General features: G+C 70.2%; 21 protein-coding genes and 1 tRNA gene. 15 read left to right on the forward strand and 7 right to left on the reverse strand.

Annotated elements, in window-relative coordinates; translation table 11 throughout:
- Positions 1-193: 193 nt before the first annotated feature.
- Positions 194-265: transfer RNA gene (locus tag BL254_RS01665), tRNA-Thr, on the forward strand.
- A 176-nt stretch (positions 266-441) separates the two neighbouring features.
- Positions 442-606, forward strand: coding sequence for a hypothetical protein (locus tag BL254_RS26725; RefSeq protein ID WP_175648256.1), 165 nt, complete (start codon positions 442-444; stop codon positions 604-606).
- Positions 607-697: 91 nt separating this feature from the next.
- Here the strand turns inward: BL254_RS26725 and BL254_RS01675 are convergent, their stop codons facing one another.
- Positions 698-1,279 (reverse strand): inorganic diphosphatase, encoded by a 582-nt coding sequence (locus BL254_RS01675; protein ID WP_047223706.1) that lies wholly within the window; start codon positions 1,277-1,279, stop codon positions 698-700.
- 482 nt (positions 1,280-1,761) lie between these two features.
- On the opposite strand from BL254_RS01675, the gene dacB reads away from it, so the two are divergent.
- The 5 genes from dacB to folE all read left to right on the forward strand — a co-directional run bounded on the left by dacB (position 1,762) and on the right by folE (position 9,907).
- Complete coding sequence (dacB, locus tag BL254_RS01680; protein ID WP_076842307.1) at positions 1,762-3,246, forward strand: D-alanyl-D-alanine carboxypeptidase/D-alanyl-D-alanine-endopeptidase; 1,485 nt, start codon at positions 1,762-1,764, stop codon at positions 3,244-3,246.
- A gap of 270 nt (positions 3,247-3,516) precedes the next feature.
- Positions 3,517-4,716: a zinc-dependent metalloprotease gene (locus BL254_RS01685; RefSeq protein WP_047223704.1), complete on the forward strand. Its 1,200-nt coding sequence runs from the start codon at positions 3,517-3,519 to the stop codon at positions 4,714-4,716.
- Positions 4,717-4,908: 192 nt separating this feature from the next.
- Entirely contained in the window at positions 4,909-6,738 is a 1,830-nt protein-coding gene (hpt, locus tag BL254_RS01690) for a hypoxanthine phosphoribosyltransferase (RefSeq protein WP_076842340.1), read from the forward strand.
- A 266-nt stretch (positions 6,739-7,004) separates the two neighbouring features.
- On the forward strand, positions 7,005-9,173 hold the full coding sequence (gene ftsH / locus BL254_RS01695; protein WP_076842308.1) for an ATP-dependent zinc metalloprotease FtsH: 2,169 nt from the start codon (positions 7,005-7,007) through the stop codon (positions 9,171-9,173).
- 59 nt (positions 9,174-9,232) lie between these two features.
- Positions 9,233-9,907, forward strand: a complete 675-nt coding sequence (gene folE / locus BL254_RS01700; RefSeq protein ID WP_076842309.1) for a GTP cyclohydrolase I FolE — start codon at positions 9,233-9,235, stop codon at positions 9,905-9,907.
- A gap of 124 nt (positions 9,908-10,031) precedes the next feature.
- On the opposite strand, the gene hisG is transcribed toward folE, so the two are convergent.
- Entirely contained in the window at positions 10,032-10,877 is an 846-nt protein-coding gene (gene hisG, locus BL254_RS01705) for an ATP phosphoribosyltransferase (RefSeq protein ID WP_076842341.1), read from the reverse strand.
- A 51-nt stretch (positions 10,878-10,928) separates the two neighbouring features.
- Complete coding sequence (locus BL254_RS01710) at positions 10,929-11,273, reverse strand: phosphoribosyl-ATP diphosphatase (RefSeq protein WP_139342126.1); 345 nt, start codon at positions 11,271-11,273, stop codon at positions 10,929-10,931.
- A 204-nt stretch (positions 11,274-11,477) separates the two neighbouring features.
- Here BL254_RS01710 and BL254_RS01715 point away from each other — a divergent pair, with 204 nt between their 5' ends.
- From BL254_RS01715 to BL254_RS01725, 3 genes are all read left to right on the forward strand, one after another.
- Positions 11,478-12,272 (forward strand): HAD family hydrolase, encoded by a 795-nt coding sequence (locus tag BL254_RS01715; protein ID WP_047223701.1) that lies wholly within the window; start codon positions 11,478-11,480, stop codon positions 12,270-12,272.
- A gap of 244 nt (positions 12,273-12,516) precedes the next feature.
- Entirely contained in the window at positions 12,517-14,037 is a 1,521-nt protein-coding gene (locus tag BL254_RS01720; RefSeq protein ID WP_047223724.1) for a TldD/PmbA family protein, read from the forward strand.
- A complete protein-coding gene (locus BL254_RS01725; RefSeq protein ID WP_047223700.1) occupies positions 14,034-15,494 on the forward strand; it encodes a TldD/PmbA family protein in 1,461 nt (486 codons plus the stop codon). The genes BL254_RS01720 and BL254_RS01725 overlap by 4 nt, the downstream gene beginning before the upstream one ends.
- Before the next feature lie 346 nt (positions 15,495-15,840).
- On the opposite strand, the gene BL254_RS01730 is transcribed toward BL254_RS01725, so the two are convergent.
- The 3 genes from BL254_RS01730 to BL254_RS01745 all read right to left on the reverse strand — a co-directional run bounded on the left by BL254_RS01730 (position 15,841) and on the right by BL254_RS01745 (position 19,217).
- Positions 15,841-16,410, reverse strand: coding sequence for a bacterial proteasome activator family protein (locus BL254_RS01730; RefSeq protein ID WP_076842311.1), 570 nt, complete (start codon positions 16,408-16,410; stop codon positions 15,841-15,843).
- A gap of 184 nt (positions 16,411-16,594) precedes the next feature.
- Complete coding sequence (locus BL254_RS01735) at positions 16,595-17,590, reverse strand: NAD(P)H-quinone oxidoreductase (RefSeq protein WP_076842312.1); 996 nt, start codon at positions 17,588-17,590, stop codon at positions 16,595-16,597.
- A gap of 1,441 nt (positions 17,591-19,031) precedes the next feature.
- Complete coding sequence (locus BL254_RS01745) at positions 19,032-19,217, reverse strand: hypothetical protein (RefSeq protein ID WP_139342128.1); 186 nt, start codon at positions 19,215-19,217, stop codon at positions 19,032-19,034.
- 198 nt (positions 19,218-19,415) lie between these two features.
- On the opposite strand from BL254_RS01745, the gene BL254_RS25570 reads away from it, so the two are divergent.
- From BL254_RS25570 to BL254_RS01770, 5 genes are all read left to right on the forward strand, one after another.
- A complete protein-coding gene (locus BL254_RS25570; protein ID WP_139342129.1) occupies positions 19,416-19,655 on the forward strand; it encodes a hypothetical protein in 240 nt (79 codons plus the stop codon).
- A gap of 607 nt (positions 19,656-20,262) precedes the next feature.
- Positions 20,263-21,057 (forward strand): SigE family RNA polymerase sigma factor, encoded by a 795-nt coding sequence (locus tag BL254_RS01755; RefSeq protein ID WP_254857700.1) that lies wholly within the window; start codon positions 20,263-20,265, stop codon positions 21,055-21,057.
- Positions 21,054-22,352: a hypothetical protein gene (locus tag BL254_RS26730; RefSeq protein ID WP_175648257.1), complete on the forward strand. Its 1,299-nt coding sequence runs from the start codon at positions 21,054-21,056 to the stop codon at positions 22,350-22,352. Before BL254_RS01755 ends, BL254_RS26730 begins: the two co-directional genes overlap by 4 nt.
- 251 nt (positions 22,353-22,603) lie before the next feature.
- Positions 22,604-23,050, forward strand: a complete 447-nt coding sequence (locus tag BL254_RS01765; protein ID WP_047223693.1) for a hypothetical protein — start codon at positions 22,604-22,606, stop codon at positions 23,048-23,050.
- Entirely contained in the window at positions 23,047-23,505 is a 459-nt protein-coding gene (locus tag BL254_RS01770) for a DUF3817 domain-containing protein (RefSeq protein ID WP_076842316.1), read from the forward strand. Before BL254_RS01765 ends, BL254_RS01770 begins: the two co-directional genes overlap by 4 nt.
- A 97-nt stretch (positions 23,506-23,602) precedes the next feature.
- On the opposite strand, the gene BL254_RS01775 is transcribed toward BL254_RS01770, so the two are convergent.
- Positions 23,603-24,685: a hypothetical protein gene (locus BL254_RS01775; RefSeq protein WP_371389794.1), complete on the reverse strand. Its 1,083-nt coding sequence runs from the start codon at positions 24,683-24,685 to the stop codon at positions 23,603-23,605.
- Positions 24,686-24,754 lie beyond the last annotated feature (69 nt).

Raw genomic sequence — 24,754 nt, forward strand, 5'->3', positions numbered from 1 at the left:
CCTGATCCGCCACCCTCGCCGCAGCACCGTCACCGCATCCCCTCGCGGTGTCCGCCACCGACCGACAGGRCCACCCGGACCGGTCTGGCATACTCGGTGAGGTTGGATTCCTCGGGGTGCCGGCAACGCGGGAAGATTCACGATCAAGAGGTTCGTGATCCTACCGCCAGCCGGTCCGTGGAGCCAGTAACACGCCGGAGTAGCTCAGTGRCAGAGCAATCGCCTCGTAAGCGATAGGTCGCGGGTTCAATCCCCGCCTCCGGCTCAGACCCCCTTCTGACCAGAGCAGGCGCCGTGTGGCTGGGGCTCAACGGCTGGGTCAGGACGTTCACGCTGCGAGCGGTACCAGGCGCCTACCTGCGCGTGATACGGCCGGGGCACGTCCGCCGCGGCGACCCTGCATCGGTCGAGCACCGACCCGATCACGATGTCACCATCGGTATGACCTTGCTTGCGCTGACGACCCAGCCAGAGCTTCTCCCCCTTCTGCTCAGGGCTGACGACCTACCAGCAGAGATCAGGGAGCGGGCCCGGCGCAGGATGCCCTTCGGTATCCCGGGCGTCCCGGGCATCCCGCCAACCGACGTCACCCGCACGTGGCCGTAGGAACCGATCATGGTCATGGTGGTGAACCGGCGAGGATCCGCCACCACGACCGCGATCGGTAAGCCTGTGCGGATCCATCGATCCGCAGTGATCAGGCGGATCTGACCTCCGGGGCGGAGTGTCCCGGGACGCCCAGGGCGGAAGTGTCCGGCACAGAGCCGTCGTGGTCTCCCCGCGCGGCGGCGACCGCCTCCTCCTCGCGCCGGATCGAGGCAAGAATCTCCCGCTCCGCGTCGGCGCGGCCGACCCACGACGCTCCCTCGACCGACTTGCCCGGCTCCAGGTCCTTGTAGACCTCGAAGAAGTGCTGGATCTCCAGCCGGTCGAACTCCGGAAGATGCCTGATGTCCCGCAGGTGCTCCTGTCGGACGTCCGCGACCGGCACGCACAGCACCTTGTCGTCAGGGCCCTTCTCGTCGCTCATCTGGAACATGCCGATCGTCCGGCACCGGACCAGGCAGCCCGGAAAAGTCGGCTCCTCCAGCAGGACGAGCGCATCCAAAGGATCACCATCCCGACCCAGCGTACCCTCGATGAACCCGTAGTCCGAGGGATAGTGGGTGGATGTGAACAGCATCCGGTCGAGCCGGATCCGTCCGGTGTGGTGATCCATCTCGTATTTGTTCCGCTGCCCTTTCGGGATCTCGATGGTCACATCGAACTCGAGGTCCACTCCATCCCCTGTCGTGTCTGTGGGCGCGTCCCGTCCGAAKCGCCCTTGTGTTGTGTACTTGTTACCAGTGTCGGCATCCACGCACGTCACCTCGAAGGTCRCGGGCCGATCCAGCGGTGACGATTCACTGTCAGGGCAGGAGCCCACAGTGAAATCCGCCGGGCCGGATCAGCCCAGGGTCCACCCGGGAGGGCATTCCCCACGATGGCGGCCCGACTCCCGGACCGCGGCCAACGGGCCGGCGAGCCACGGGCCGCACGGTCATGYTTTTTCCACGCCCACCCTTCCCGCTCTCGAGGCTGCTGCCGGCTCCTGGACTTCCCGGATCGTCAAGGACAATCCGGGAAGTCCAGGAGGTCCGCAGCGGCCACATCCCCCCGACTGTGGAAGCGCGCTGGTGGCGAAAAACATAACCGCGCGGCCATCAGCTACGGGCGCGGCCATCGGCCACAGGACATAGTCTCCCGCACGTGACCCCTCCGATGCCGGGCCGGGTCGGTGGGCTCACCGCCATCGCCACCGCGCTGCTCGCCGGTCATCTTTCCGTTCCGCCCGTGGACAGCCCGAGCATCGCGCCCGCCCCACGGCCCGCGGCCGCGCCCTTCCCCGCCCTGGACCCGACGGTACGGGTCGCCGACCCCGCGGCGGTCAGCGCCAGGCTCGCCCGTCCGCTTGCCAACCTGGCGCTGGGCAACCCGGCGGGGCTGGTCGTCGACGCGCTGTCCGGAGCGACGTTGTTCGACCGCGGGTCGACCACCGCGGTGGCCCCCGCGTCCACGCTGAAGACCGTGGTCGCCGCGGCCGCGCTGACGACCTTCGACGCGCGGACGACCCTGACGACCCGGGTCTTCCACACCCTGTCAACCGCACCGGCCGGCCCTGAACCGGGCGACCCCGTGACCGGCACGGTGGCAGCCGCCGGCACGGACGGCGCCGGGACGACGGGCAGGCCGTCGTCCGCCGCCTCGGCCGGCGGTGGCACGCTGTGGCTCGTCGGCGCGGGCGACCCGACGCTGACCGCCGCGACCGGGCCGGCCGACTACCCGGCTCCAGCCCGCCTGTCGGAGCTGGCCGCCCAGGTCCGGGCGGCCGGTATCACCGAGGTCGACCGGCTGGTCGGCGACGGGACGCTGTTCACCGGGCCGTCCACCGCGGCCGGATGGCGTGACAGTTACGTCGCCGAAGGCAATGTCACGCCGGTGTCCGCGCTCGAGGTCGACGGTGGGCGCACCGCTCCCGGCGCGGCCGGTCCGCGGACCACGACTCCCGACCTGGCGGCGGTGAACGCCTTCGCGGCGGCGCTGCGCCGGGCCGGCGTGCGGGTCGCGTCGACCGGGGTCGGTGCCATGCCCGGCGGCCCCGAGGCCGGCAGCACCGGCGGCCCCGGTTCCGGCGGGGCCGGGCCCCGGCAGGTCGCCGAGGTCCGCAGCCCGCCGATCCCGTTGCTGGTCGAGCGGATGCTGACCTACTCCGACAACGATCTGGCCGAGAGCCTGGGGCGGCTGGTGGCCCACGCCCGTGGCCTGCCGGCGTCGTTCGACGGCGCCACCCGGGCGGTGCTCGACGTCCTGCGGGAACTCGCGGTGCCGACCGCCGGCGCGAACCTGGCGGACACCAGCGGGCTGTCCACCTCGAACCAGATCACCCCGGCGACGCTGGTGGCGCTGCTGCGAACCGCCGTGCTGCCCGGGCATCCGCAGCTGCGGACCCTGCTCACCGGGCTGCCGGTCGCAGGCTTCTCCGGGACGCTGGGCGACCGGTACCACGCGCCCGACACCCGCGCCGGCGCCGGCGACGTCCGCGCGAAAACGGGCAGCCTGCGCATCGTGACAAGCCTCGCCGGCCAGGTCGTGGACACCGACGGCCGGCTGCTGCTGTTCGGCTTCTTCGCTCCCGTCGAGGAGGCCGGCACCACCCGGGCAGCCCTCGACCAGGTGGCCGTCGCGCTCGCCTCGTGCGGATGCTGACCGCGTACGGATGCCGGCGGATACCGGCGCGTCCGGCAGGACACCGAAGCGTCCGAAAACACGCGGTGCCGCGGCGCCGGACGCTCGAACGGACGCCGGATGTCCGGAACCGGACGCGTGGAACCGGTGGCGAGCCGGGCGGGGAAACATCCGGAAGGCGGCGGTCGTCCGGAAAAATCACCCGACGGTGACGCGGGAATGGTCGACGGTGACCGACGGATGGCAACGATAAAGCTGTCATCCCCAGGGAGAGGACATAGGCTGGCGGATGTGGACGCCGAGCCAGTGGACTGGGACCTCGCCGTAGCGACCGCGCGGCGGCTTGTCCGGCCAGGCCCGCAACTGCCCCGCGCCGAAGCGGACGCGGTGGTCGCGGACCTGCGGCGGCTGGCCGTCGAGGCGGAAGGCCATGTCCAGGCATACACCCGGCTGGAACCAGCCGGTCCGGCCACGCCGATCGCCGTGGTGGACCGTCCGGAGTGGGTCCGCTCGAACGTCGCCGGCCTACGGGTGATCGCCGGGCCGCTGCTGGGCAAGCTCGCGGACCGGGAGCGGGGCAGGCTGTCCTCGGCTGTCGGACGCACCGTCACCGGCGTCCAGCTCGGCACCGCCCTGGCCTATCTCGCGGGCAAGGTCCTCGGGCAGTACGAGGTCTTCCTCCCACCCGAGCAGGCCGGTGCGACCAGCCCCGCCTCGACCGCGGTTCTCGGGGAACCGGCCGAGGCCCTCCGCAAGGAGCCAGCCGCCGGAGCGGACGGGGCCGGGGCGGACACCCCCGCGCGGCAGATCGTCGCGCAGGCCGGGCGCCTGAGCCTGGTCGCACCGAACATCGCCCACGCCGAGCAGACGCTGGGGGTCAACCCACGCGACTTCCGGCTGTGGGTCTGCCTGCACGAACAGACCCATCGCACCCAGTTCACCGCCGTCCCGTGGCTGCGTCAGCACCTGGAGGACGAGATCGGCGCGTTCATCGAAGCGACCGATCTCGATCCGGAGGTGCTCGCCGAACGGGTGAAGTCGGCCGTCAGCGCCGTGCGCGGCGCCGTACTCGACCGCGGGCCGAACGCGCCGAGCATCGTCGAGGCGCTCCAGACGCCCGCCCAGCGGCAGGTCCTGGACCGCCTCCAGGCGCTGATGACCCTGCTGGAGGGGCACGCCGACCAGGTCATGGACGCGGTCGGCCCGAAGATCGTGCCGACCGTCACCGAGATCCGGACGCGTTTCGACAGCCGGCGTGGCGGTGGTTCGCCGATCGACCGGTTCGTCCGCCGTCTGCTCGGACTGGACCTCAAGCTCCAGCAGTACCGGCAGGGTGGCGCGTTCGTGCGGGCTGTCGTCGCCGAGGCCGGGGTGGACGCGTTCAACCTGGTCTGGGAGTCCCCTGAGACGCTGCCGACCCGCGCGGAGCTGGTCGATCCGGTTGCCTGGATGCAGCGTGTGCTGGGCTCGCGTCCGTCCCTGTCGGCCTGACCAGGGGTGTCGATCACCGGACAGGACGAGCGGGGCCCGCGCCCAGGGCAGCCCCGCGGCCCGCGGGACGATGCCACAACATCCGCCACAGCATCCGCCGGGATACCCGCCGGCATACCCGCCGCGACGCCTGGGGGGGCCGGCGCGCCCGGCGATGCCACGACACACGACGGCGCGGGGGCGCGTGGCGTGATGCGGGCGTGCAGGGCCGTGAGCGAGATCCGGGTGGCCGTCCGACGCTCGATCGCCGATCTCGCCCCTGGCAGCCTGGTGCTCGTGGCCTGCTCCGGCGGGGCGGACTCGCTGGCGTTGGCCGCCGCGCTGGCGTTCATCGCCCCGCGCCGGGCCCTGCGCGCCGGGCTGCTCACCGTCGACCACGGCTGGTACGAGGGTTCCGCGGCACAGGCGGCCACGGTGGCCGCGCACGGCCGGGCGCTCGGGTTCGACCCCGTCGAGGTGCTGCCGGCGTACTCCCCGCGTTCGGAGGGCGCCGCCCGGGAGGCTCGCCGCTGCGCACTGCTCGACGCGGCGGGGCGGCTGCGGGCGAGCGCGCTGCTGCTCGGTCACACCCTTGACGACCAGGCCGAGACGGTGCTGCTGCGACTCGCCCGCGGGTCGGGCACCCGGTCGCTGGCGGGCATGCCCCGTCTGGACGGGGTGATCAGGCGTCCGCTGCTGGACGTCCGCAGGTCGGCGACGCGCGACGCGTGCCTCGCCGAGGGGCTGACGCCGTGGGACGACCCGACCAACGCCGACGAGGCGTTCGCCCGGGCCCGGGTCCGGCACCGGGTACTGCCTGTCCTGGAGGAGACCATCGGGCCGGGCATCGCCGAGGCGCTCGCGCGCACCGCGGACCTGCTGCGGGCCGACACCAGCGCGCTCGACGCCGACGCGGCGCTGGCCTACGAGCGTCTGGCGCTGCCCCGACCCCACCGAAGGCAGCACGATCATGACTTGGACGCGGACGGGCCGCCCGACGGGCCGGGCAGCGAAGCCGACGGCGGTGGCCCGGGCACGTCCGGGCCACCGGCTCGGGTCGACCTTGACCTCACCGGRCTCGCCATGCTCAGTGAGGCGCTGCGTACCCGGGTGCTGCGCCGAGCGGCCCTGGCCGTGGGAAGCGCGCCGACCGGCCTGCGGGCCGATCATGTCCGGGCCATGGACGATCTGGTGACCAGATGGCGTGGGCAGAAGCCCGTTCCGTTGCCGTCGGGTGTCGTCGCCGGTCGCGCGGATGGCAGGATCTCGGTGTTCCAGACCACCGGGCCGCGGGCCGCGGGCCGGTGGGAGACCTCCGCACGGCCCGCGGCCCACGGGTCCGGGAGCCAGTCCAGCACCCACGCGCGGGACGTCCTGGCCGGCCGGCCGCGCGGACACTCCAGGGAGACTCAGGTGGCCGCTGCGCACACGATGCCCGACGAGATCGGCTTCGGCGGGTTCGGATCAGGAACAGATCTTCCCCCGCGGGCAGACCGGCATCCCGACATCGCCGAAGTGCTGGTCACCCCTGGTGACATCGCCGACAGGATCGGGGAGCTCGCCGCCCAGGTCGACGCCGACTACGCCGGCCGCGAGGTGCTGCTCCTCGGTGTTCTCAAGGGCGCGGTGATGGTGATGGCCGACCTTTCCCGGGCCCTGACCATACCGGTGACCATGGAGTTCATGGYCGTCTCGTCGTACGGCTCGGCCACCTCGTCCTCGGGTGTGGTGCGCATTCTCAAGGATCTGGACCGCTCGATCGAGGGGCAGGACGTGCTGGTGGTCGAGGACATCATCGACTCCGGCCTGACCCTGTCGTGGTTGCTGCGCAATCTGCGTTCGCGGGGGCCGGCGTCCCTGGAGGTGCTCACGCTGCTGCGCAAACCGGAGGCGCTGGCGGCCGACATCGACGTCCGGTACGTCGGCTTCGACATCCCGAGCGCCTTCGTCGTCGGCTACGGMCTGGACTRCGCCGAGCGGTACCGTACGCTGCCCTATGTAGGGACGCTGAACACGGACGCGATCGAGCGTGGCGCCCGGTAGGCCTGGTCCGCACCGGCACGGGCGTCGCTGCGGACTGTGTTGATGATCTCGCGAATGATGGATCCGGCGGATCGACGGCGGCGGATCGTGCCACGAACCGCCCATTCGGGGCAGCGCGGTGGAACGGTACGCATCAGTTGCCCGTTGCTCGGATGTAGGCGCGGTAAGGCGCGCGTACCGGCGGTACCCTCGGCACAAGGGAATCCCGAACGAGGGCGGCACACACGTCAGGAGGGTGGAGCGCGCGTGTCCAGCGCTCCAGGCAGATGMCTCCAAGAAGAATCTTCCGCGGCTGGGTGCCTCTGCTGCTCCTGGCCGTACTCGTGATCATTCTCGCGACCAATGTGCTGTCTGGCTCAGGCGAGTACACCAAACGTGACCTGAACTTCATTCAGCAGCAGATCGCCGAGGGGCAGGTCCAGGCTRCCACCATCCAGGACTCGAAGCAGCGCATCGAGATCACGACGAAGGACAAGTCCAAGTACGAGTCGTCCTACGTCACCGACCAGGCCGTAAAGCTCGCCGATGATCTGCGGGGTCACAACGTCCCCTACGAGGTCAAGGTCGAGCAGGGCAACATCATCGTGTCGCTGCTGCTCAACCTGCTGCCGGTGCTGCTGGTGGTGTTCCTGCTGTTCTTCTTCATGAACCAGATGCAGGGCGGCGGCAACCGGGTCATGAACTTCGGCAAGTCCAAGGCCAAACTGGTCAGCAAGGACACGCCGAAGACGACCTTCGCCGACGTGGCCGGCGCCGACGAGGCCATCGAGGAACTCCAGGAGATCAAGGAGTTCCTGGAGAACCCCGGCAAGTTCCAGGCGATGGGGGCCAAGATCCCCAAGGGTGTGCTGCTCTACGGGCCGCCCGGCACCGGCAAGACGCTGCTGGCCCGCGCGGTCGCCGGCGAGGCCGGCGTGCCGTTCTACTCGATCTCCGGCTCGGACTTCGTGGAGATGTTCGTCGGTGTCGGCGCGAGCCGCGTCCGGGACCTGTTCGAGCAGGCCAAGACCAACGCCCCGGCGATCATTTTCGTGGACGAGATCGACGCGGTGGGTCGCCACCGCGGAGCCGGGCTCGGCGGTGGCCACGACGAGCGTGAGCAGACCCTCAACCAGCTCCTGGTCGAGATGGACGGCTTCGACGTCAAGGGCGGTGTGATCCTCATCGCCGCGACGAACCGGCCCGACATCCTCGACCCGGCGCTGCTGCGCCCGGGCCGTTTCGACCGGCAGATCGTCGTCGACCGGCCCGACCTGCTCGGCCGTGAGGCGATCCTGAAGGTGCATGCCAAGGGCAAGCCGATCGAGCCGGACGTCGACATGCTGGTCATCGCGCGCCGGACCCCCGGGTTCACCGGCGCCGACCTGGCGAACGTGCTCAACGAGGCCGCGCTGCTCACCGCCCGGTCGGATCACAAGTTCATCTCCTCGGACCTGTTGGAGGAGTCGATCGACCGGGTGATGGCCGGCCCGGAACGCAAGAACCGGGTGATGAGCGACAAGGAGAAGAAGCGGATCGCCTACCACGAGGGCGGGCACGCGCTGGTCGGGCACGCACTGCCGAACAGCGACCCCGTCCACAAGGTCACGATCCTGCCCCGCGGGCGGGCTCTGGGCTACACCATGCAGCTCCCCCAGGAGGACCGCTACCTGCGCACCCGGTCGGAGATGCTGGACGACCTCGCGGTGTGCCTGGGCGGGCGGACAGCCGAGGAGCTGGTGTTCCACGAGCCGACGACGGGCGCCAGCGACGACATCGACAAGGCCACGAAGATCGCCCGTTCCATGGTCACCCAGTTCGGGATGAGCGACAAGCTCGGCGCGGTCAGGTTCGGTGGCGAGAGCAGCGAGGTCTTCCTCGGACGCGACATGGGCCATCAGCGCGACTACTCCGAGGAACTCGCCGCGGAGATCGACGCCGAGGTCCGCCAGCTGATCGACTCGGCGCACGACGAAGCCTGGGAGATCCTCGTCCGTTACCGGGACGTCCTGGACAACCTCGTCCTACGTCTCATGGACGTCGAGACGCTCGGCAGGGACGAGGTCATGGAGATCTTCGCGACCGTGGAGAAGCGGCCCAGCCGCGGCTCCTACACCGGCGTCGGCAAGCGTCTGCCGTCCGACCGGCCACCGGTGATGACCCCGGCCGAACTGGCTCTGCACAAGTCCGGCGACGTCACCGATCTCGTCACCGGCACCAGCACCGGGCAGCACGGCCGGACGAACGGAGCTGGCCGCGGCGGCAACGGTAACGGTTCCAGCACCCCTGGTGGGAATGGATCCACTACCACCCCGGTTGGCCCTGCTGACTCCTCGGTACCCGGGGAGGAGGACACCAGGGCGGGCTCCCCGGCGCCGTCGTCGCCCATCCCACGGATCTCGGACCCGTGGGCGCCCCCGAGCCTGCCGAACGACGACGACAGGGGACGCCGTTGACGACCGATTCCGACCTCGCACCTCCCAGCAGTGGACATACCTCCCTTTCCAGAGCCTCCGTGGACACCGTGGACGCGRCCACGCAGAACGTGAACGCCGGTACGGTTCCCGCCGCGGACGTCGCCCGCCAGCGGCGGGGACCGGATCTCGGGCCGCAGGCCGTCCGGCCGTTCGACCATGAGCGGGTCGCCCGCGCCGTCCGGGAGCTGCTGATCGGTATCGGCGAGGACCCGGACAGGGAGGGGCTGCGCAAGACCCCGGAACGGGTCGCCCGTGCCTACCGGGAGGCGGTCGAAGGCCTCGGGCGGGACCCCTCCGAGGTGCTGACCACCGTTTTCGACGAAGGCCACGAAGAGATGGTGCTGGTTCGCGACATCGACTTCACGTCGCTGTGCGAGCACCATCTGGTCGCGTTCGCCGGCAGGGCGCATGTGGCCTACATCCCGAACGAAAGCGGCCAGATCACCGGGCTGTCCAAACTCGCCCGGCTCGTCGACCTGTACTCGCGGCGCCCTCAGGTGCAGGAACGGCTGACGACCCAGATCGCCGACGCGCTGGAACAGGCCCTCTCCCCCAGAGGGGTCATGGTCGTGGTCGAGGCCGAGCATCTGTGCATGTCCATGCGCGGAGTCCGCAAGCCGGGCGCCCGCACGATGACGTCAGCGGTGCGCGGCCAGTTCCTGAGCACCGCGACCCGCAACGAGGGTATGTCGCTCATCCTCAGCCACCGCTGACCCGGCCACCGCTGGCTTCCCGCGGATGRCCCTTGGACGACGCCCCGGCCGTGTCTGACGGACGTTCTCGACCGCACGGGCGGCCGCCCCCCATCAGACAYGGTCTCGCCCGTCCAGACACGGTCTACAGCCGGCAGGCCTGGATGGACGAGACGATGATGCCGCGTGCGCCGATCTCCCACAGGTCGTCCATCACCCGGTTGAGCTCCGTGTGCGGCACCATGGCGCGCACCGCGACCCAGCCCTCACGCTGCAACGGGGATATGGTCGGCGACTCGTAACCAGGGGTTATCTCGCAGGCTTTCTCAAGCACGGAGTTCGGGACGTCGTAGTCCATGATGACGTAACGTCGGGCAACCAACACACCCTGGATGCGGCGCAGCAGCCGTTCGTGTGCCGCGGTGAGGTCCAGCCCCTTCTTCACCACGACCACGGCCTCCGAGTACAGCACCGGTTCGCCCAGCAGCGTCAGCCCGTGGGCCCGCAGCGTGCGCCCGGTCTCCACCACGTCCGCGACGGCGTCGGCGACCCCGAGCCGGATGGCGGTCTCCACCGCGCCGTCCAGCCTGACGATCTGGGCGTCGACCCCGCGCCGGGCCAGGTCGGCGGTGACCAGCCCGGGGAAGGAGGTGGCGATCCGGGTGCCGGTCAGACCGTCGATGTCGGTCACACCCCCTTCCGGCACGGCGTAGCGGAAGGTCGAGAACCCGAAGCCCAGTGGCAGCAGCTCGTCGGCGGCGACGCCGCTGTCGATCAGCAGGTCGCGGCCGGTGATGCCGATGTCCAGCCGGCCGGCCCCGACGTAGACGGCGATGTCGCGCGGCCGGAGGAAGAAGAACTCGATGTCGTTCTCGATATCGGTGACGACCAGCTCCGCCGATTCGCGACGCGCCTGGTAACCCGCATCGACGAGCAACTGACTGGACRCGGTCGCCAGCGCCCCCTTGTTGGGCACCGCGAGTCGCAGCATCACAGCTCCCGTGTCACAGTCCGGCACCGAACGCGCACCGAAGGGTCGTTATCACAGTCTGGAGTATACGTCGTGCGGTGTCAGACCCACGGAAATCATCACCAGCTGACTCCAGTACAGCAGCTGTGACAGTTCCTCCGCGACCCGCTCCGCCCCCTCGTACTCCGCCGCCATCCAGGTTTCCGCGGCTTCTTCGAGGAGTTTCTTCCCGATGTGGTGAATTCCTTTGTCCAGCGCGTCCACGCTGYCGGATCCGAGCGTTCGTTCACGCCATTTTTCAGCCAGCTCAAGATATAGTTCGTCAAACGTTTTCATCGCTTCCCGGGCACCTTCCTTCCCACGGCCTTCCCGCCAGTCGCAAAAGTGATCGTTCTGGACGCTGGAAGGGCTGTCCACCACCCGGATCCCACTCCGGCCGGCGACCCAGGGACCTCGGCCTCCCGGACCACGCGCATGCTAACGCAGCACACTACGGCCCCGCGGGATACCCGGCCGCAGCATGATCACGCCCCCTTCGGCCCCACAACCCCCGAAACCCGGCCTCCGGCAGGATGGAGGGCAGTCGGCGCAGCCCGTGTGGATGCGGTTTACTGAACGACTGTGTTCTGCCCAGCGCTCGTCGCCACCGATCTCGACGGGACGCTGATCCGCACCGACGGCACGGTCTCGAAGCGCACCCGTGCCGCGCTGGACCGGGTCAGGAGCGCCGGGTCCGTCGTCATCTTCGTCACCGGCCGCCCGACCCGGGTCATGGCCGACATCGTGGCCCAGACCGGCACGTCGGGCCTGGCCATCTGCGCGAACGGCGCGCTCGTCTACGACCTGGACAACCACGCCACCCTCCGCCACCGCGTCCTGGACTCCGCCACCGCGCTCCACCTGGCCACCGAGATCAGGGCGATCGTGCCGGACGCCGCCTTCGCCGTGGAGAGCGGCACCCGCTTCGGCCGGGAACCGGCCTTCAGCACGATGTGGCCCGACCCGCACGAGGTCGTCGGGCACGTCACCGAACTGCTCACAGCCCTGCCCGCGACGAAACTGCTGGTCCGGCGCGCGCTGTCCGCGGGCAGCTTCGCCGACGTCCGCAGTGCCATCGTGGCCGCCGCCGGATCGACGGCCGTGGTCACCACGTCCAGCTACGATCTTGTGGAGATTGCCGGGGCGGGCGTGTCCAAGGGCGTCGCCCTGGCGGAGATCGCGGCCGGGTACGGCGTGTCCGCACGGCGCGCGATCGCCTTCGGTGACATGCCGAACGACCTGCCGATGTTCGCCTGGGCCGGCCACGCCGTCGCGGTCGCCAACGCCCACCCGGACGTCCTCGCCGCCGCCGACGAGATCACCGACTCCAACGACGCCGACGGCGTCGCCCACGTCCTCGAACGCCTCTTCCGCTGACCGCGCCGCCTTCCATCGGCCGCGTCACCCTGGCCGCGGCGGCGGGGCGGCGGGGTGGCGGCGGATGACGCCGAGGGCCGCCCCGGCGAACAGATCCTTTCCCCGGGAGCGAGGATGGATCCATGCCACATCTGTCACCAGCACATGCACCGGCGGTACTCCCGTGAGCGGCCCTGGAGGGACTGGCCCTGGAGGGGTCACCAGCGGGACGGGGCCGGATGCCGCCGGCACCCCGGCCCACGACATCGACGCCGAGTTCCTCGCACTGCCCCGGGCCGCCCTCGCCGACGCCGCCCTGCAGACCGCCCGTGACCTGGGCGCCACCCACGCCGACATCCGCATCGAACGGCTGCGCAACGCGTCGCTGTCCTTCCGGGACGCCGGCCTGGAAAGCCGCGCCGACGGCCAGGCGGTCGGCTTTGCCGTCCGGGTCGTACACAACGGGACGTGGGGGTTCGCCGCCGGTGTCGACCTCACCGTGGACGAGGCCGTCCGGGTGGCCCGGGAAGCGGTCGAGATCGCGCGGGTGGCGCGTCCGCTGAACAGCGAACCGGTGGAGCTGGCCGACGAGCCGGTGCACGCGGACGCGACCTGGGTGTCGGCCTACACGGTCGACCCGTTCGCCGTCGAGACGACCGAGAAGATCGAACGGGTCGGGGGGCTGTGCCGCACGCTGCTGGCCACCAGGGACGTCGACCATGTCGACGGCCGGCTCGGCCAGGTACTGGAGAACAAGTTCTACGCCGACCTCGCCGGGTCGAGCACCACCCAGCAGCGCGTCCGGGTGATCTGCCAGCTTGAGGCGACCCGGGTCGACCGCGCCGCCGGCGGCTTCGAGACCATGCGCACGATCGCCCCGCCGGTCGGCCGCGGCTGGGAGTGGCTGGTCGCCGGCCCCGCCGCGGGTTGCTGGGACTGGGACGCCGAGATCGAGCTGATCCCGTCCCTGCTCGCCGAGAAGGCCAAGGCGTCCTCGGTCGAACCGGGCCGTTACGACCTGGTGATCGACCCGTCGAACCTGTGGCTGACGATCCACGAGTCGATCGGGCACGCCACCGAACTCGACCGGGCGCTGGGCTACGAGGCCGCCTACGCCGGTACCTCCTTCGCCACCCTCGACAAGATCGGCACGCTGCGCTACGGCTCCCCCGCCATGCACGTCACCGGGGACCGCACCGCCCCCCACGGCCTGGCGACCATCGGCTACGACGACGAGGGCGTGCGGGCCGGGCAGTGGGACATCGTCCGCGCCGGCACCCTGGTCGGCTACCAGCTCGACCGCCGGATGGCGGCGCAGAACGCCGCCGCCCTGGGCACCGGACGTTCCAACGGCTGCGCGTTCGCGGACTCGCCCGGGCACGTGCCGATCCAGCGGATGGCGAACGTCTCGCTGCGGCCCGCGCCGGGCGGGCCGTCCACCGAGGAACTGATCTCCCGGGTGGACCGGGGGATCTACATCGTGGGTGACAAGAGCTGGTCGATCGACATGCAGCGGTACAATTTCCAGTTCACCGGCCAGCGGTTCTACGAGATCCGCGACGGCCGGATCGTCGGGCAGCTGCGCGACGTCGCCTACCAGGCGACCACCACCGACTTCTGGGGGTCGCTCGAGGCCGTGGGCGGCGAGTCGACCTACGTGCTCGGTGGGGCGTTCAACTGCGGCAAGGGCCAGCCCGGGCAGGTCGCGGCGGTCAGCCACGGCTCCCCCTCGGCGCTGTTCCGGAACGTCAACATCCTCAACACCCAGCGAGAGGCAGGCCGGTGACCGCACAGTCCCACGAGATCGTCGAACGGGCGCTGGAGTCGTCGCGGGCCGACGGGTGCGTGGTGATCGCCGGCGAGTCGAGCACGGTGAACCTGCGCTGGGCGAACAACACCCTGACGACCAACGGCGCGACCCGTGACCGGTCCGTCACCGTGATCAGCGTGGTGGGCCGGGCGTTCGGGGTCCGCTCGGCAAATAACATCACTGACAGCGACGATCTGGAGAAGCTGCTGCGCCTGTCCGAGGCGGACGCCCGGGAGGCCGAGGACGCCGACGACTACGCCGATCTGCTCGGCCCCGGCGCCGACGTCGGCGTGCCGCACTCCCCGGGCGAGACCGCGGTGGCCGCCGCCGAAGCTGTCGCGGAGGCCACCTTCGCCGATCCCGCGCAGCGCACCAGCACGGGTGTGTTCACCGAGTTCGCACGGGAGCTCGGTGAGGCGTTCGCCGCGGCGCGGGCGGACGGGCAGCGCCTGTTCGGTTTCGCCCAGCACGAGCTGACCACCACCTGGCTGGGCACCTCCGCGGGRCTGCGGCTGCGGCACAGCCAGCCGACCGGGTCGGTGGAGTGGAACGCCAAGAGCGCCACCCCGGCCGGCTCGGTGTGGCACGGCCAGTCAACCCACGACTTCACCGACGTCTCCGTGCCCGCCACCCACGCGCTGCTGCGCGAGCGCCTGGGCTGGAGCGCCCGCTCGGTGGAGCTGCCCGCTGGCCGCTACGAGACGTTGCTGCCGCCGTCGGCCGTCGCCGACCTGCTGACCTACACCTACTGGTCAGCCGCCGGCCGGGACGCCGCCGAGGGACGCACCGTGTTCAGCCGGGCCGGGGGCGGCACCCGGATCGGCGAGACCCTGGGCCCGGCCGGGCTGCACCTGTTCAGCGACCCGCTGGACCCGGAGCTGCCGGCGACCCCGTTCGTGATCGCCGGGGCGTCGTCGGCGACGTCGAGCGTGTTCGACAACGGGCTGCCGCTGCGGCGCACCGACTGGATCGTGGACGGCAGGCTGGCCGCGCTGATCCACACCCGCGCCTCGGCGCGCGACGCCACCGCCCGCGGCGACGGGAACGGCGGCAAGGTGGCGGTGACCCCGTTCATCGACAACCTGACCCTTGACGGTGGCGGGACGGCGTCCCTCGACGAACTGATCGCGAACACCTCGCGGGGGCTGCTGCTGACCTGCCTGTGGTACATCCGCGAGGTCGACCCGCAGCTGCTCCTGCTCACCGGGCTCACCCGTGACGGCGTCTACCTGGTGGAGGACGGCGAGGTCGTCGGCGCGGTCAACAACTTCCGGTTCAACGAGAGCCCGGTGGACCTGCTGGGCCGGCTCACCGAGGTCGGGGCGACGGTCCGGACGCTTCCCCGCGAGTGGGGGGACTGGTTCACTCTCGCCCGGATGCCGGCCCTGCGTGTCCCGGACTTCAACATGAGCTCGGTCAGCCCGGCAAGCTGACACCCCCGCGTCCCCGAAACGCCTGTCAGGTGACGCGGGCCCGTCCCGAAACGATCAGAAACACATGATCGGACGCTGTCGCATCATGAAAGTGAGGGAACAGGTGGCGCCATGACAGCCGCTTCCGCCCTCACTTTCATGAGCAGAACCGGACGCGCACGCCCGACTGCCTGACCGGTGTTCCAGGCGTTTGCTGTTCCAGCATTTCCGTCGTTCTGGCCGCGGCCGGCGTCCCCGCGTCCATGCATCCCCGCGCGGCCCCGCCACGACCGCCGGAGCCGGCGGAGCCGGCGGAGCCGGCGGCGGGCAGGCCTCCCACGGGTTCGACACAGGCCGCCCACGGGGTTCACAGGTAGGCGCCGCGGCCGAACTGCTCGCCCTGCTGGGGGGCGCTGGGCAGGGCCCGCCGGCGTATCTCCTCCAGTTGGGCCCGGGCGGCCATCTGCTGGGCGAACAGCGCCGTCTGGATGCCGTGGAAGAGTCCTTCCAGCCATCCGACGAGCTGTGCCTGAGCGATCCGCAGTTCGGCGTCGCTGGGGGTCCGGGCGTCGCTGAAGGGGAGCGTGAGCCGGCCGAGCTCCTCGGCCAGCTCCGGGGCGAGCCCGTCGGAGAGCTCGGTGATCGCGTTACGGTGGATCTCCCGCAGGCGCACCCTGCTTGCCTCGTCCAGCGGCGCTGCCCGTACCTCCTCCAGCAACTGTTTGATCATTGAGCCGATCCGCATCACCTTGTCCGGCTGGGGGACCATCTCCATGAGCGCGCTCGCATGATCCTCGTCGTCCTCGGCCGCGGGCGACGCGGCCGGGTCGCCACCGAGCTGGGCGGCCACGACCCGCGAACGGGCAGCCGCGGTGYCCTCGTCCAGTGTTCCGTCCGGTCCGACGACCACGACCCGTGGGTCCGGTTGATCTGCCATACACCCATCCTGCCTGCTCGATCCGACAGGTATGCGGCCAGGACGGAAACGAGTCCGCAACTGGGCACCGTCAGCAACGGACGACCACCCACATCACTATCCGCCGCCAGCTCCGCCTTCCGCGGCCAGCGCGTTACGGGGCGTCCACGGCTACGAGATGTCCACGGCTACGAGATGTCCGTGGCTACGGAGTGTCCACGGCGAGCAGGACCTTGCCCACGTGGCCAAGCTCCTCGACGTGCCGGTGCGCGTCGGCGACCTTCTCGATCGGCACCACCTGGTCGATCACCGGACGGATCGCCCCGGCCTCGACCGCCGGCCAGATCCGCTCACGGACGTCCGCCACGATCGCGGCTTTCTGCTCGTCCGGCCGAGCCCGCAGGGACAGCGCGTGGACGCTCCCCCGCTTGGCCAGCAGCGCTGCCAGGTTCAGCTCGCCCTTGCGCCCGCCCTGCAGCCCGATGACGACGATGCGCCCCTCGACGGCCAGTGCCTCGACGTTGCGCGCCAGGTACGACCCGCCCATGTTGTCGAGGATCACGTCCGCGCCACGGCCGCCGGTGGCCTCCCGCACCCGGTCGACGAAGTCCTCGTCCCGGTAGGAGATGGCGAGATCGGCTCCGAGTTCGCGGACGCGCGCCAGCTTCGCCGGGCTGCCCGCGGTGGTCGCGATCGTCGACGACGGCCGCAGGGCCCGCACGGCCTGGATCGCGAACGTCCCGATCCCGGACGCCCCGCCGTGCACCAGGAACACCTCGCCGTCACGCAGATCGGCGACCCCGAACACCGTCGAGTGGACCGTGGCCGCGACCTCGGGCAGCCCGGCGGCCTCGAGCAGCGACACCCCGGCCGGCACCGGGAGCACGTGGCCGGCGGGGACGTTGGCCCTCGTCGCGTACCCGCCGCCGGCGAGCAGGGCGCAGACCTCGTCCCCCGGCTGCCAGGCGGTCACCCCGGCGCCGACCGCGGCGACCCGGCCGGAGCACTCCAGCCCCAGCACGGCGGACGCGCCCGGCGGCGGCGGGTAGAAGCCCTGGCGTTGCAGCAGGTCGGCGCGGTTGACCGCGGAGGCGACCACGTCGATGGCGATCTCACCCGGGCCAGGCGGGGCGAGGTCGTCCACCTCCGCCCAGGACATGACCTCGGGAGCACCGAAAGACGCCACTGTCACCGCACGCACCAACCCACCGTATCCACGCCCGCCCACCCGCGCACAGCAGATCCGCCGTCGTCCGCCGTGGGGCAGCCGTCATACGGCCACCCGCCCGCGCACCGCGTCCACCCGCACCCACGATCATCAACCGGCCGCGGGAACAGGCGTCCCCCGGCAGGAACGCGGCCCACCGGGCTTCGGTTTTCCGAACCGTGCCGAAGTCCGCTCAGGACCACTGGCCCCGACAACCGGGAGGGGTCCCGAGACGACTGATTTTTTCTGGTCGAGAACCGATTACGGACGATCAGCAATTGGGCATTCACAATGACGAAAATCGCCATCCGCATACGGGCGGAAAACGGTTTGGATCAGCCTTTACTGATATCGTGCTCCCACGGTCTCCGCGTTCAGAAGTCCTCAGGAAGACGGTACGGAAGGGTTTCGTTACCGTACGGGCCGCCATACGGAAGATCAGGGACTAGCCCGAGACCAGTCGCAGTACGGCGGCTCCGTCGGAAGACCATCCGGCCAACTGGACCGAAACCGTCCCGGGTTCCGGAGCCGGCGGCCCCTGCACTTTACCGGGAGCGCAGAATCCGCTGCGGAAACCACCGCCGCGGAGAAACGTGAAAATGGTACCGCAGGTGCCTTTGAGGGTGCCGGACGCCTGCCCGCCATTCGCCAGGCTCAGCTCGAAGTCGAGTCCGTCGGGACTCACCTTGGTCACGGAAAGAGCGTCGGGGCCGACCGCGATGTCGACCGGCCCGTGCACGGACACCTCGCAGGTGCCGTCCACACAGGCTTCGAACCGTGTGCCGTCGACCGCGTTTAACGGCGGAGGCGACGGAACGGCTCTGGCGACAGGCGAGGTGATAACGGGAACGACGATGGACGCCGTGGTGGCGGCAGGTGAGGTGACAGGAGGCACGATGGTGGGCACCGCGGTGGTGACAGGGACGGTTATGGCAGGGGCGCTGGTGGACGTCGCGACGGTAGCGACCTGGGAGCCGCAGCCAGCTATGGAAAGTGCCGCGAGAAGTACGCATCCCACACGCCCGCGAGGTCCCGGGGTCAACACGGAGCCACCGTTTCGACAGGCCATCATCGATTACTGGTCCTCTCGCTCTGTCACCGGCCATCCGGCGCGCTGGCGACGATGCGGCGTACTCGCCAGCCGCACTCCCGCGAGCCCACACCGTTGGTTGCCGGCTGATCCGCCTACATCATGTCCGGTCAACGGTGTCATAAAGTAGTTGCCATGTGGTGGCTATTGTGACAACAGTGACTTTTCTCGACGCCGCACCTTGGCGTCCTGGCGAGCGAATGGCCGGATGACAAGCGCTCCCCGGATGACGGGGAAGAGCCCGAGCGGCTGGAACAAGCCGATGGACCGCGCGGAGACAAAGTTGACCAATCCGTTGAGCACAGTGATCGGCTCGACGATGACGATGACAATGACGAAGCGGATTCATGACAGCCGGTGGGGCAGCATGACCGCGCATGCCAGCGGCGCCCCGGCCAGCACGAGGAACACCAGCGCGGCGATGCCGAGCAACCCGGCCTCGCCGGAATCGGCGTGGCCATCCGCGGCAGTGGTGCCGAACAGCAGGACGAATGCTCCGCCCGCGATACCGAGCGCCGTCCGTATGAACATCGCCGTTCCGGCGGCCCGCCACCCGGGCCGGCGCACTCGCGTACATTTCGATCGCGTACATTTCGAAGAAACGCGACCTCGACGACCCGACCCGTGCACCGCGGGAGGCGCCAACCTCGCCGGTACACGCCTTCCCGCTCGTCGATGACGACCGTAACAACCCTGCCCTGACACCATGGGAACGGCAGACTCTCCTGGGTGGCCGAGAGTCTGCCGCACGTCGCCATCGTCCGGCGTCCCAATATCGAGAAAAATACCGTGGAGACCTGCCTGGAACGAGTCCGGCAGAAGTACCGCGGCAAGGGGTGCCTCATAAAAAGCCCGAGCGACTACGTCAGACGTGTAAAAGAAAACCCGATCCGCGGCGACCTGCCGTGGACGACGACGGCGGCTCCGGCACGTGACGTCGTCACCCATGCTGATCGGCTGGCCCGATGAAGCCCAGATGGCCACCGGGTGGCATGCGAGCCGCCCCGGACGGCCCGGGCACGGATCAGACGGGTTCGGGCTCGGGCTCGGGCTCGGTCGGAGCGGGTTCGGTGTAGGGGGAGGGCTCGTGCGGGGCGGGCGGCAGATCGGGCGTAGTGGGAAGCAGCGGAGCGGGGTCGTCCGGGATCGGAGCGTCCGGATCAAGCGGAGGCGGTGGGGCAGGCCGATRCACACGGACGTCCCGGCGAGCCACAACGACTTCGTGCGAAGCACCCATATGCGCCGGCATACCCCGACCGGTGCCCCACGGAAACATCGTTACGTCATCCGGCAACAGTCCGCGGACAGGATGAGGGAGTGRATCACCCGATCCCGGCCGGATGATGACCAAATCGTGGCGATGGCCGAATTGGACGGACCCGCCGCAGCCCATAGGCTGCGCGCCGGACATACTTCTCTCATCCTGCCACCGGGCGAGATCCACACATGTGGCGCATCGCCCATCGGACGAGCTTCAGGAGCACGCCGGTTGGAACGGGACGGCGACACCATCGAAGCGGGCGGTGCCGCGGGTACCTCCGTGGTACCGGCGGACCCCGTGTCACCGGATGCCCCTGTGGCACCCGATGATCCCGTAGTACCAGATGGCCACGTCGGTGACCGCGCCCGTACCCGCCCGGCAGCCGTGGACGGTGGCCCCGACGGCCACGACGACCCCTGTACCCCCCATGGCCCCGATAGTCACGGCGACCCCGGTGGCCCCGGTGGCCCGGCCGCGGAGTTCCACGCCTTCTTCGAGCGGCACCATCGCCAGCTGTCCCGGCTCGCCTATCTGCTGACCAACGACCATGACGCCGCCGACGACATCACCGCCGACGCGTTCACCGCCGCCTGGCGGCGCTGGGACAGGGTCCGCCAGGCCGACAGCCCGCTGGCCTACCTCAGACGTACCGTCGCGAACATGGCCGCGAGCCGGCTACGGCGGATCATGCGCGAGCGGCATGGCCTCGGCATTCTCGGCAGCCTGGCCGAGACCCGCAGCACCGACACCGACGTGCCGGCCGTCGTCGACGTCCGGACGGCGTTGATGTCGCTGGCGGCCGGCAAACGGGAGTGCCTGGTGCTCCGGTACGCCTTCGACCTCTCCGAGGACGAGACCGCCCGCACCCTGGGGATCTCCGTCGGCACGGTCAAGAGCCAGACCTCGAAGGGCGCCGGTGAGCTGGAGCGCATCCTGCTGGCGGGCACACGCGACAACGCGCGTGGGAGCGCCCGGGGGCCGCAGGCCCCGCCGGCGGCGGATCCCGTGGCACGACTGGGCAGGAAGCATCCCGAGGCGCGCAAGGGGCTGCCACGCCGGCGGCGCGACGTCGATCCGCGGGCTCGGCTGCGGGGTGGGGAGGCGACATGACAGGCGGTCGCCGCTRCACCGGCCGTCGCCACCGCGGACACACCCTCGTGGAACCGGGGCCGTGGCTGTCCGAGACGCTCACGGACGCGGCGAACGCACACGAGCCGGACAGCGCGCGGATCCGCGGACGCGTTGTCGGGCCGGGCCGTGAGACCCGCCCACCGCTGGCCCACGCTGCCGGCCGTCGCTCCGAAAGCCCGGATCGGCTGCCTCGTGACCAGCGACGGCGGCAGGGTCTGGAGCGGCAGGGCCTGGAGCGGCAGGGCCTGGAGCGGCAGGGCCTGGAAAGGACGGCCCCGCGGGGAAGAAGGCCGGGGAGACCGCCGGCCGTTTCCTCCCGATCCGCGACGATTACCCTGGGTGCCGTCGCCGGCGTGCTCGGCGTCGTGGCGATCACACTGATCGGCATCCGGACGGTCCCGTCACGCAATAATGATCATTCTATGTCGGCCACGGCGCTTCCGGTACCGCCGCCCGCTTCCGCGACCGGGGTCACCCTGCCCCTGCCCATCCCCTCGCAACAGCCCGCGTCGGCTGGGCCGACGTCACAGACCACACCCGACCCGGCCGCCGCGCCTCCGTCACCCCGAGCACCGGCGGACAAGGCGCCGCGGGTCCAGCTCAGTGTCGGCCCGACGCCCCCGGAACGGATCATTCTGCCGACCCCGGGCGCCCGGGACTGGGTCCTTTACGGGAACGGCGCGAACAGATCCACCGAGCGGGTACGCGCGAACCTGGCAGAACCGATCATTGGCCGGCTCAATGTGTCCGGCAGCGACCCGACGGTGGTCGCCGCTACCAGCCGGTTCGACTGGAGCGCGGGCAGCCCGCAGCGGACGGGCCGCAACTATGCCGACGCCCTGGCGCTGCGGGACTCCGGCAGGTTCCGGCTTGTCGTCCCGACGGCCGGCCAGGCCGGCCGTCTGAGCCTGTACCTGGGCACGCTGGGGGTACGGGGCGTGGTGCGGGCCGGCATCGACGGGCAGGATGTCTCGTCTGTCGTCGTGCAGTCGGGCCATTCGAGCAGATGGGTGGGTTCGGTAGTCGAGATCGACTTCGACCCGGGCTCGAGTGGAGACATCCTGACCGTCGAGGTGTCTGCCCGGGCAGAGCCCGATTCAGATGACGCAGACGATCGCGACTACTCGAACAATCGTGACAAGCAGGACGAACGGCGCGACCTGGACGGGCAGGGCAGCCCCGGCGGCGGCAGGTTGTCCAGGCCGCAGCAGGTCCAGGCGGCGCCCCCGGGGCAGATCTCGCTTGCCGCGGCTGTCCTCTCCGGCCGCCGGTGAGCCGTTCTCGACGTCGAAAAAAATGTTCCGGACGCGGCAACCCCGCCAGGCTCCCGGGCGACTGGACATATGAACGTGCGGACAGCTCCGCTGCGCTCAGGACCGGTGATCTCTCGGCTGACCAAAGCGCTGTTTCCGAACGTTCCGGCTCGCCCGTTCCCCGCTAACCCCCCCCAGCCGGGGCGGGCGAGCCGTACTTGTCAACCCGTCCGACAGCCACGCCGGGCACGAACGGATGTAGCGTCGCAGACGTGCGCCGAATCCTCTTCTCGCCCTCCTGGATCCTGCGTCACGCGCTCGCACTTTTCATGATCGCCCTGTTCGCCAGGCTCGGGTGGTGGCAGTGGGAGAAGGGGCAGTCCGGTCGCGGGACCCTGCAGAACCTCTTCTACGGTGTGGAATGGCCGATCTTCGCCGCGGCCGTGATCTTCGGCTGGTGGCAGATGGTGCGCGAGGAACTTCGTCCAGGATCGGCGAAGAGGGCTCCCGCGGCCGGTGAGGCGGCCCGTCCCGGCACGGACGGACAACCATGGAACGAACGCCACGGGCCTGGTGGGCCGGGCGGGTCCGGCACTGACGGTTCGCCCAGCAACGGCTTTGGCGACGATGAGGAGGATGACGAGGAGTTGGAGGCGTACAACCGCTACCTTGCCTCGCTCTACGAGCGGGACACGCCGTCCGGATCGGGGACACGGTGACACCGCCCACCAAGGAGGACGCCCGGGGCCCAGCCCCGGGACCGGAGCCCACGGCAGGCCCTGGAAGGGCGGAAACGACGGCGAGCGGCGCCGGCGCCGGTTCCGCCTCGGACTCCGGGCGCTTCAGCGAGCGCGCGGTCCGTCGTGCGCTGCTGCGCTTCCGGGTGATCGCCTATCTCGTCGGTGTGGGGCTGATCACACTCGTGCTGGTGGGCGTGCCGCTGAAGTACCTGGCGGACGCCCCGGCGCTCGCCGAGACCRTCAGCCCCGTCCACGGGCTCCTGTTCATGATCTATCTCGCCCTGACCGCGGACCTGTCGTCCCGATGCCGGCTGGGCACCGTGCCGACCCWGTGGGTCATGCTGGCCGGCACGATTCCCTTCCTGTCGTTCGTGGCGGAGCGCCGGGTCACCCRCACGGTGCTCGAACGACAGCGGTCCACTCACGGCACGTGAGACCTTTTCACAACGTAACGACAACAACCGCCGGACGTGATGTCACGCAACGCTAATAACCAATGCTGACGTCCGTCCGGCGGCGGAAACATTACGACTAAGAGCACCTGATGTTGGAGAAGCCCCGCTCCGCGCCCTGAATCCTATTGTCACAACCGACCACGTTCTGGGTGCTGTCGCCGTTGTGGATATAAACCCCGAACCCTCCGCCGTTCACCGCGAGCGAATTGTTCCGGATGATGTTCCGTCGTCCCCAGCCGGCGGACTCGACGTGGGTCTGGATACCGTCCTTGATGCTTCCGCCGCCCCGGCCGGTGTTGTCCACGACGGTCCACCCGTTACCCTTGAGGTCGATCCACGAGTCGGCCTCGACCAGTCTGTCGGCGGACAGCGTGTTCCCGGAGATGATGCCGCCGGTGGTGCCTTCCTTGATGTCGATGTTCTCCGACGTCGTGCCGGCGATGTCATTCCCGATGATCGAATTCCGGTCGCTGTTGTCCGGGCTGCAGTTCGAGTACTTGCACCAGTTGCTGCTGGCRCTACCGACGTAGACACCTTCGCCGAACTTCTCCGAGCGGTTCCCGGTGTTCCGGATGACGTTCCTGGTCACCAGATTGTCGGAGCTGAAGGAACGCAGGTGGATGGCCTCGTCCCCGATGGCGCTCACACTGAGCCCGGCAATGATGCCGTACTGGACGCCGTCCGCCATCACGCCCTTCTTGCCATTGCGGACGCTGAAACCCGACAGGCGGACGTAGGAGGCATGGTCGATGTGCAGGATGTAGTCGGTGTCGTCCTGGCCGTCCAGCACGGCGTTGCGCGAACCGCACAGCCAGATCGGCTGTGCTGCCGTGCCCGATCTGGCGATGGTGAAGCCGCCGGCGTATGTGCCGTCGGCCAGTCGGATGACCGCGCCGGGCTTCGCCGACGCCAGCTCTGTCTTGAGGTCACCGGCGTTACGGACGGTGGGCTCACCTGCCGGACAGGTCACCTCCTGGCTGCCGGGCTGAGGCCCGCCGCCCTGGGTGACGGCCGGCCCGGCCCCGGCGGCGGACGCCCGCGGGGAAGCCTCGGAAGCTGCCGAGCCCGTGGCTGGCGGCGCCTGCGAGCTCGCCGTTTTCGTGCCGCCCTGGCAGGCGGCGACCGTCACCGCGCACGCGAGTGCCACCGTCACCGTCACGTACTGACCCCAACGCCTGCGGGTGCCCCGGGAAGCCGGCCCTGTCGAGGGGCCGGCCGTCCCGGTAGG

This window comes from Protofrankia sp. BMG5.30, from assembly GCF_001983005.1.
Taxonomy (GTDB): domain Bacteria; phylum Actinomycetota; class Actinomycetes; order Frankiales; family Frankiaceae; genus Protofrankia; species Protofrankia coriariae.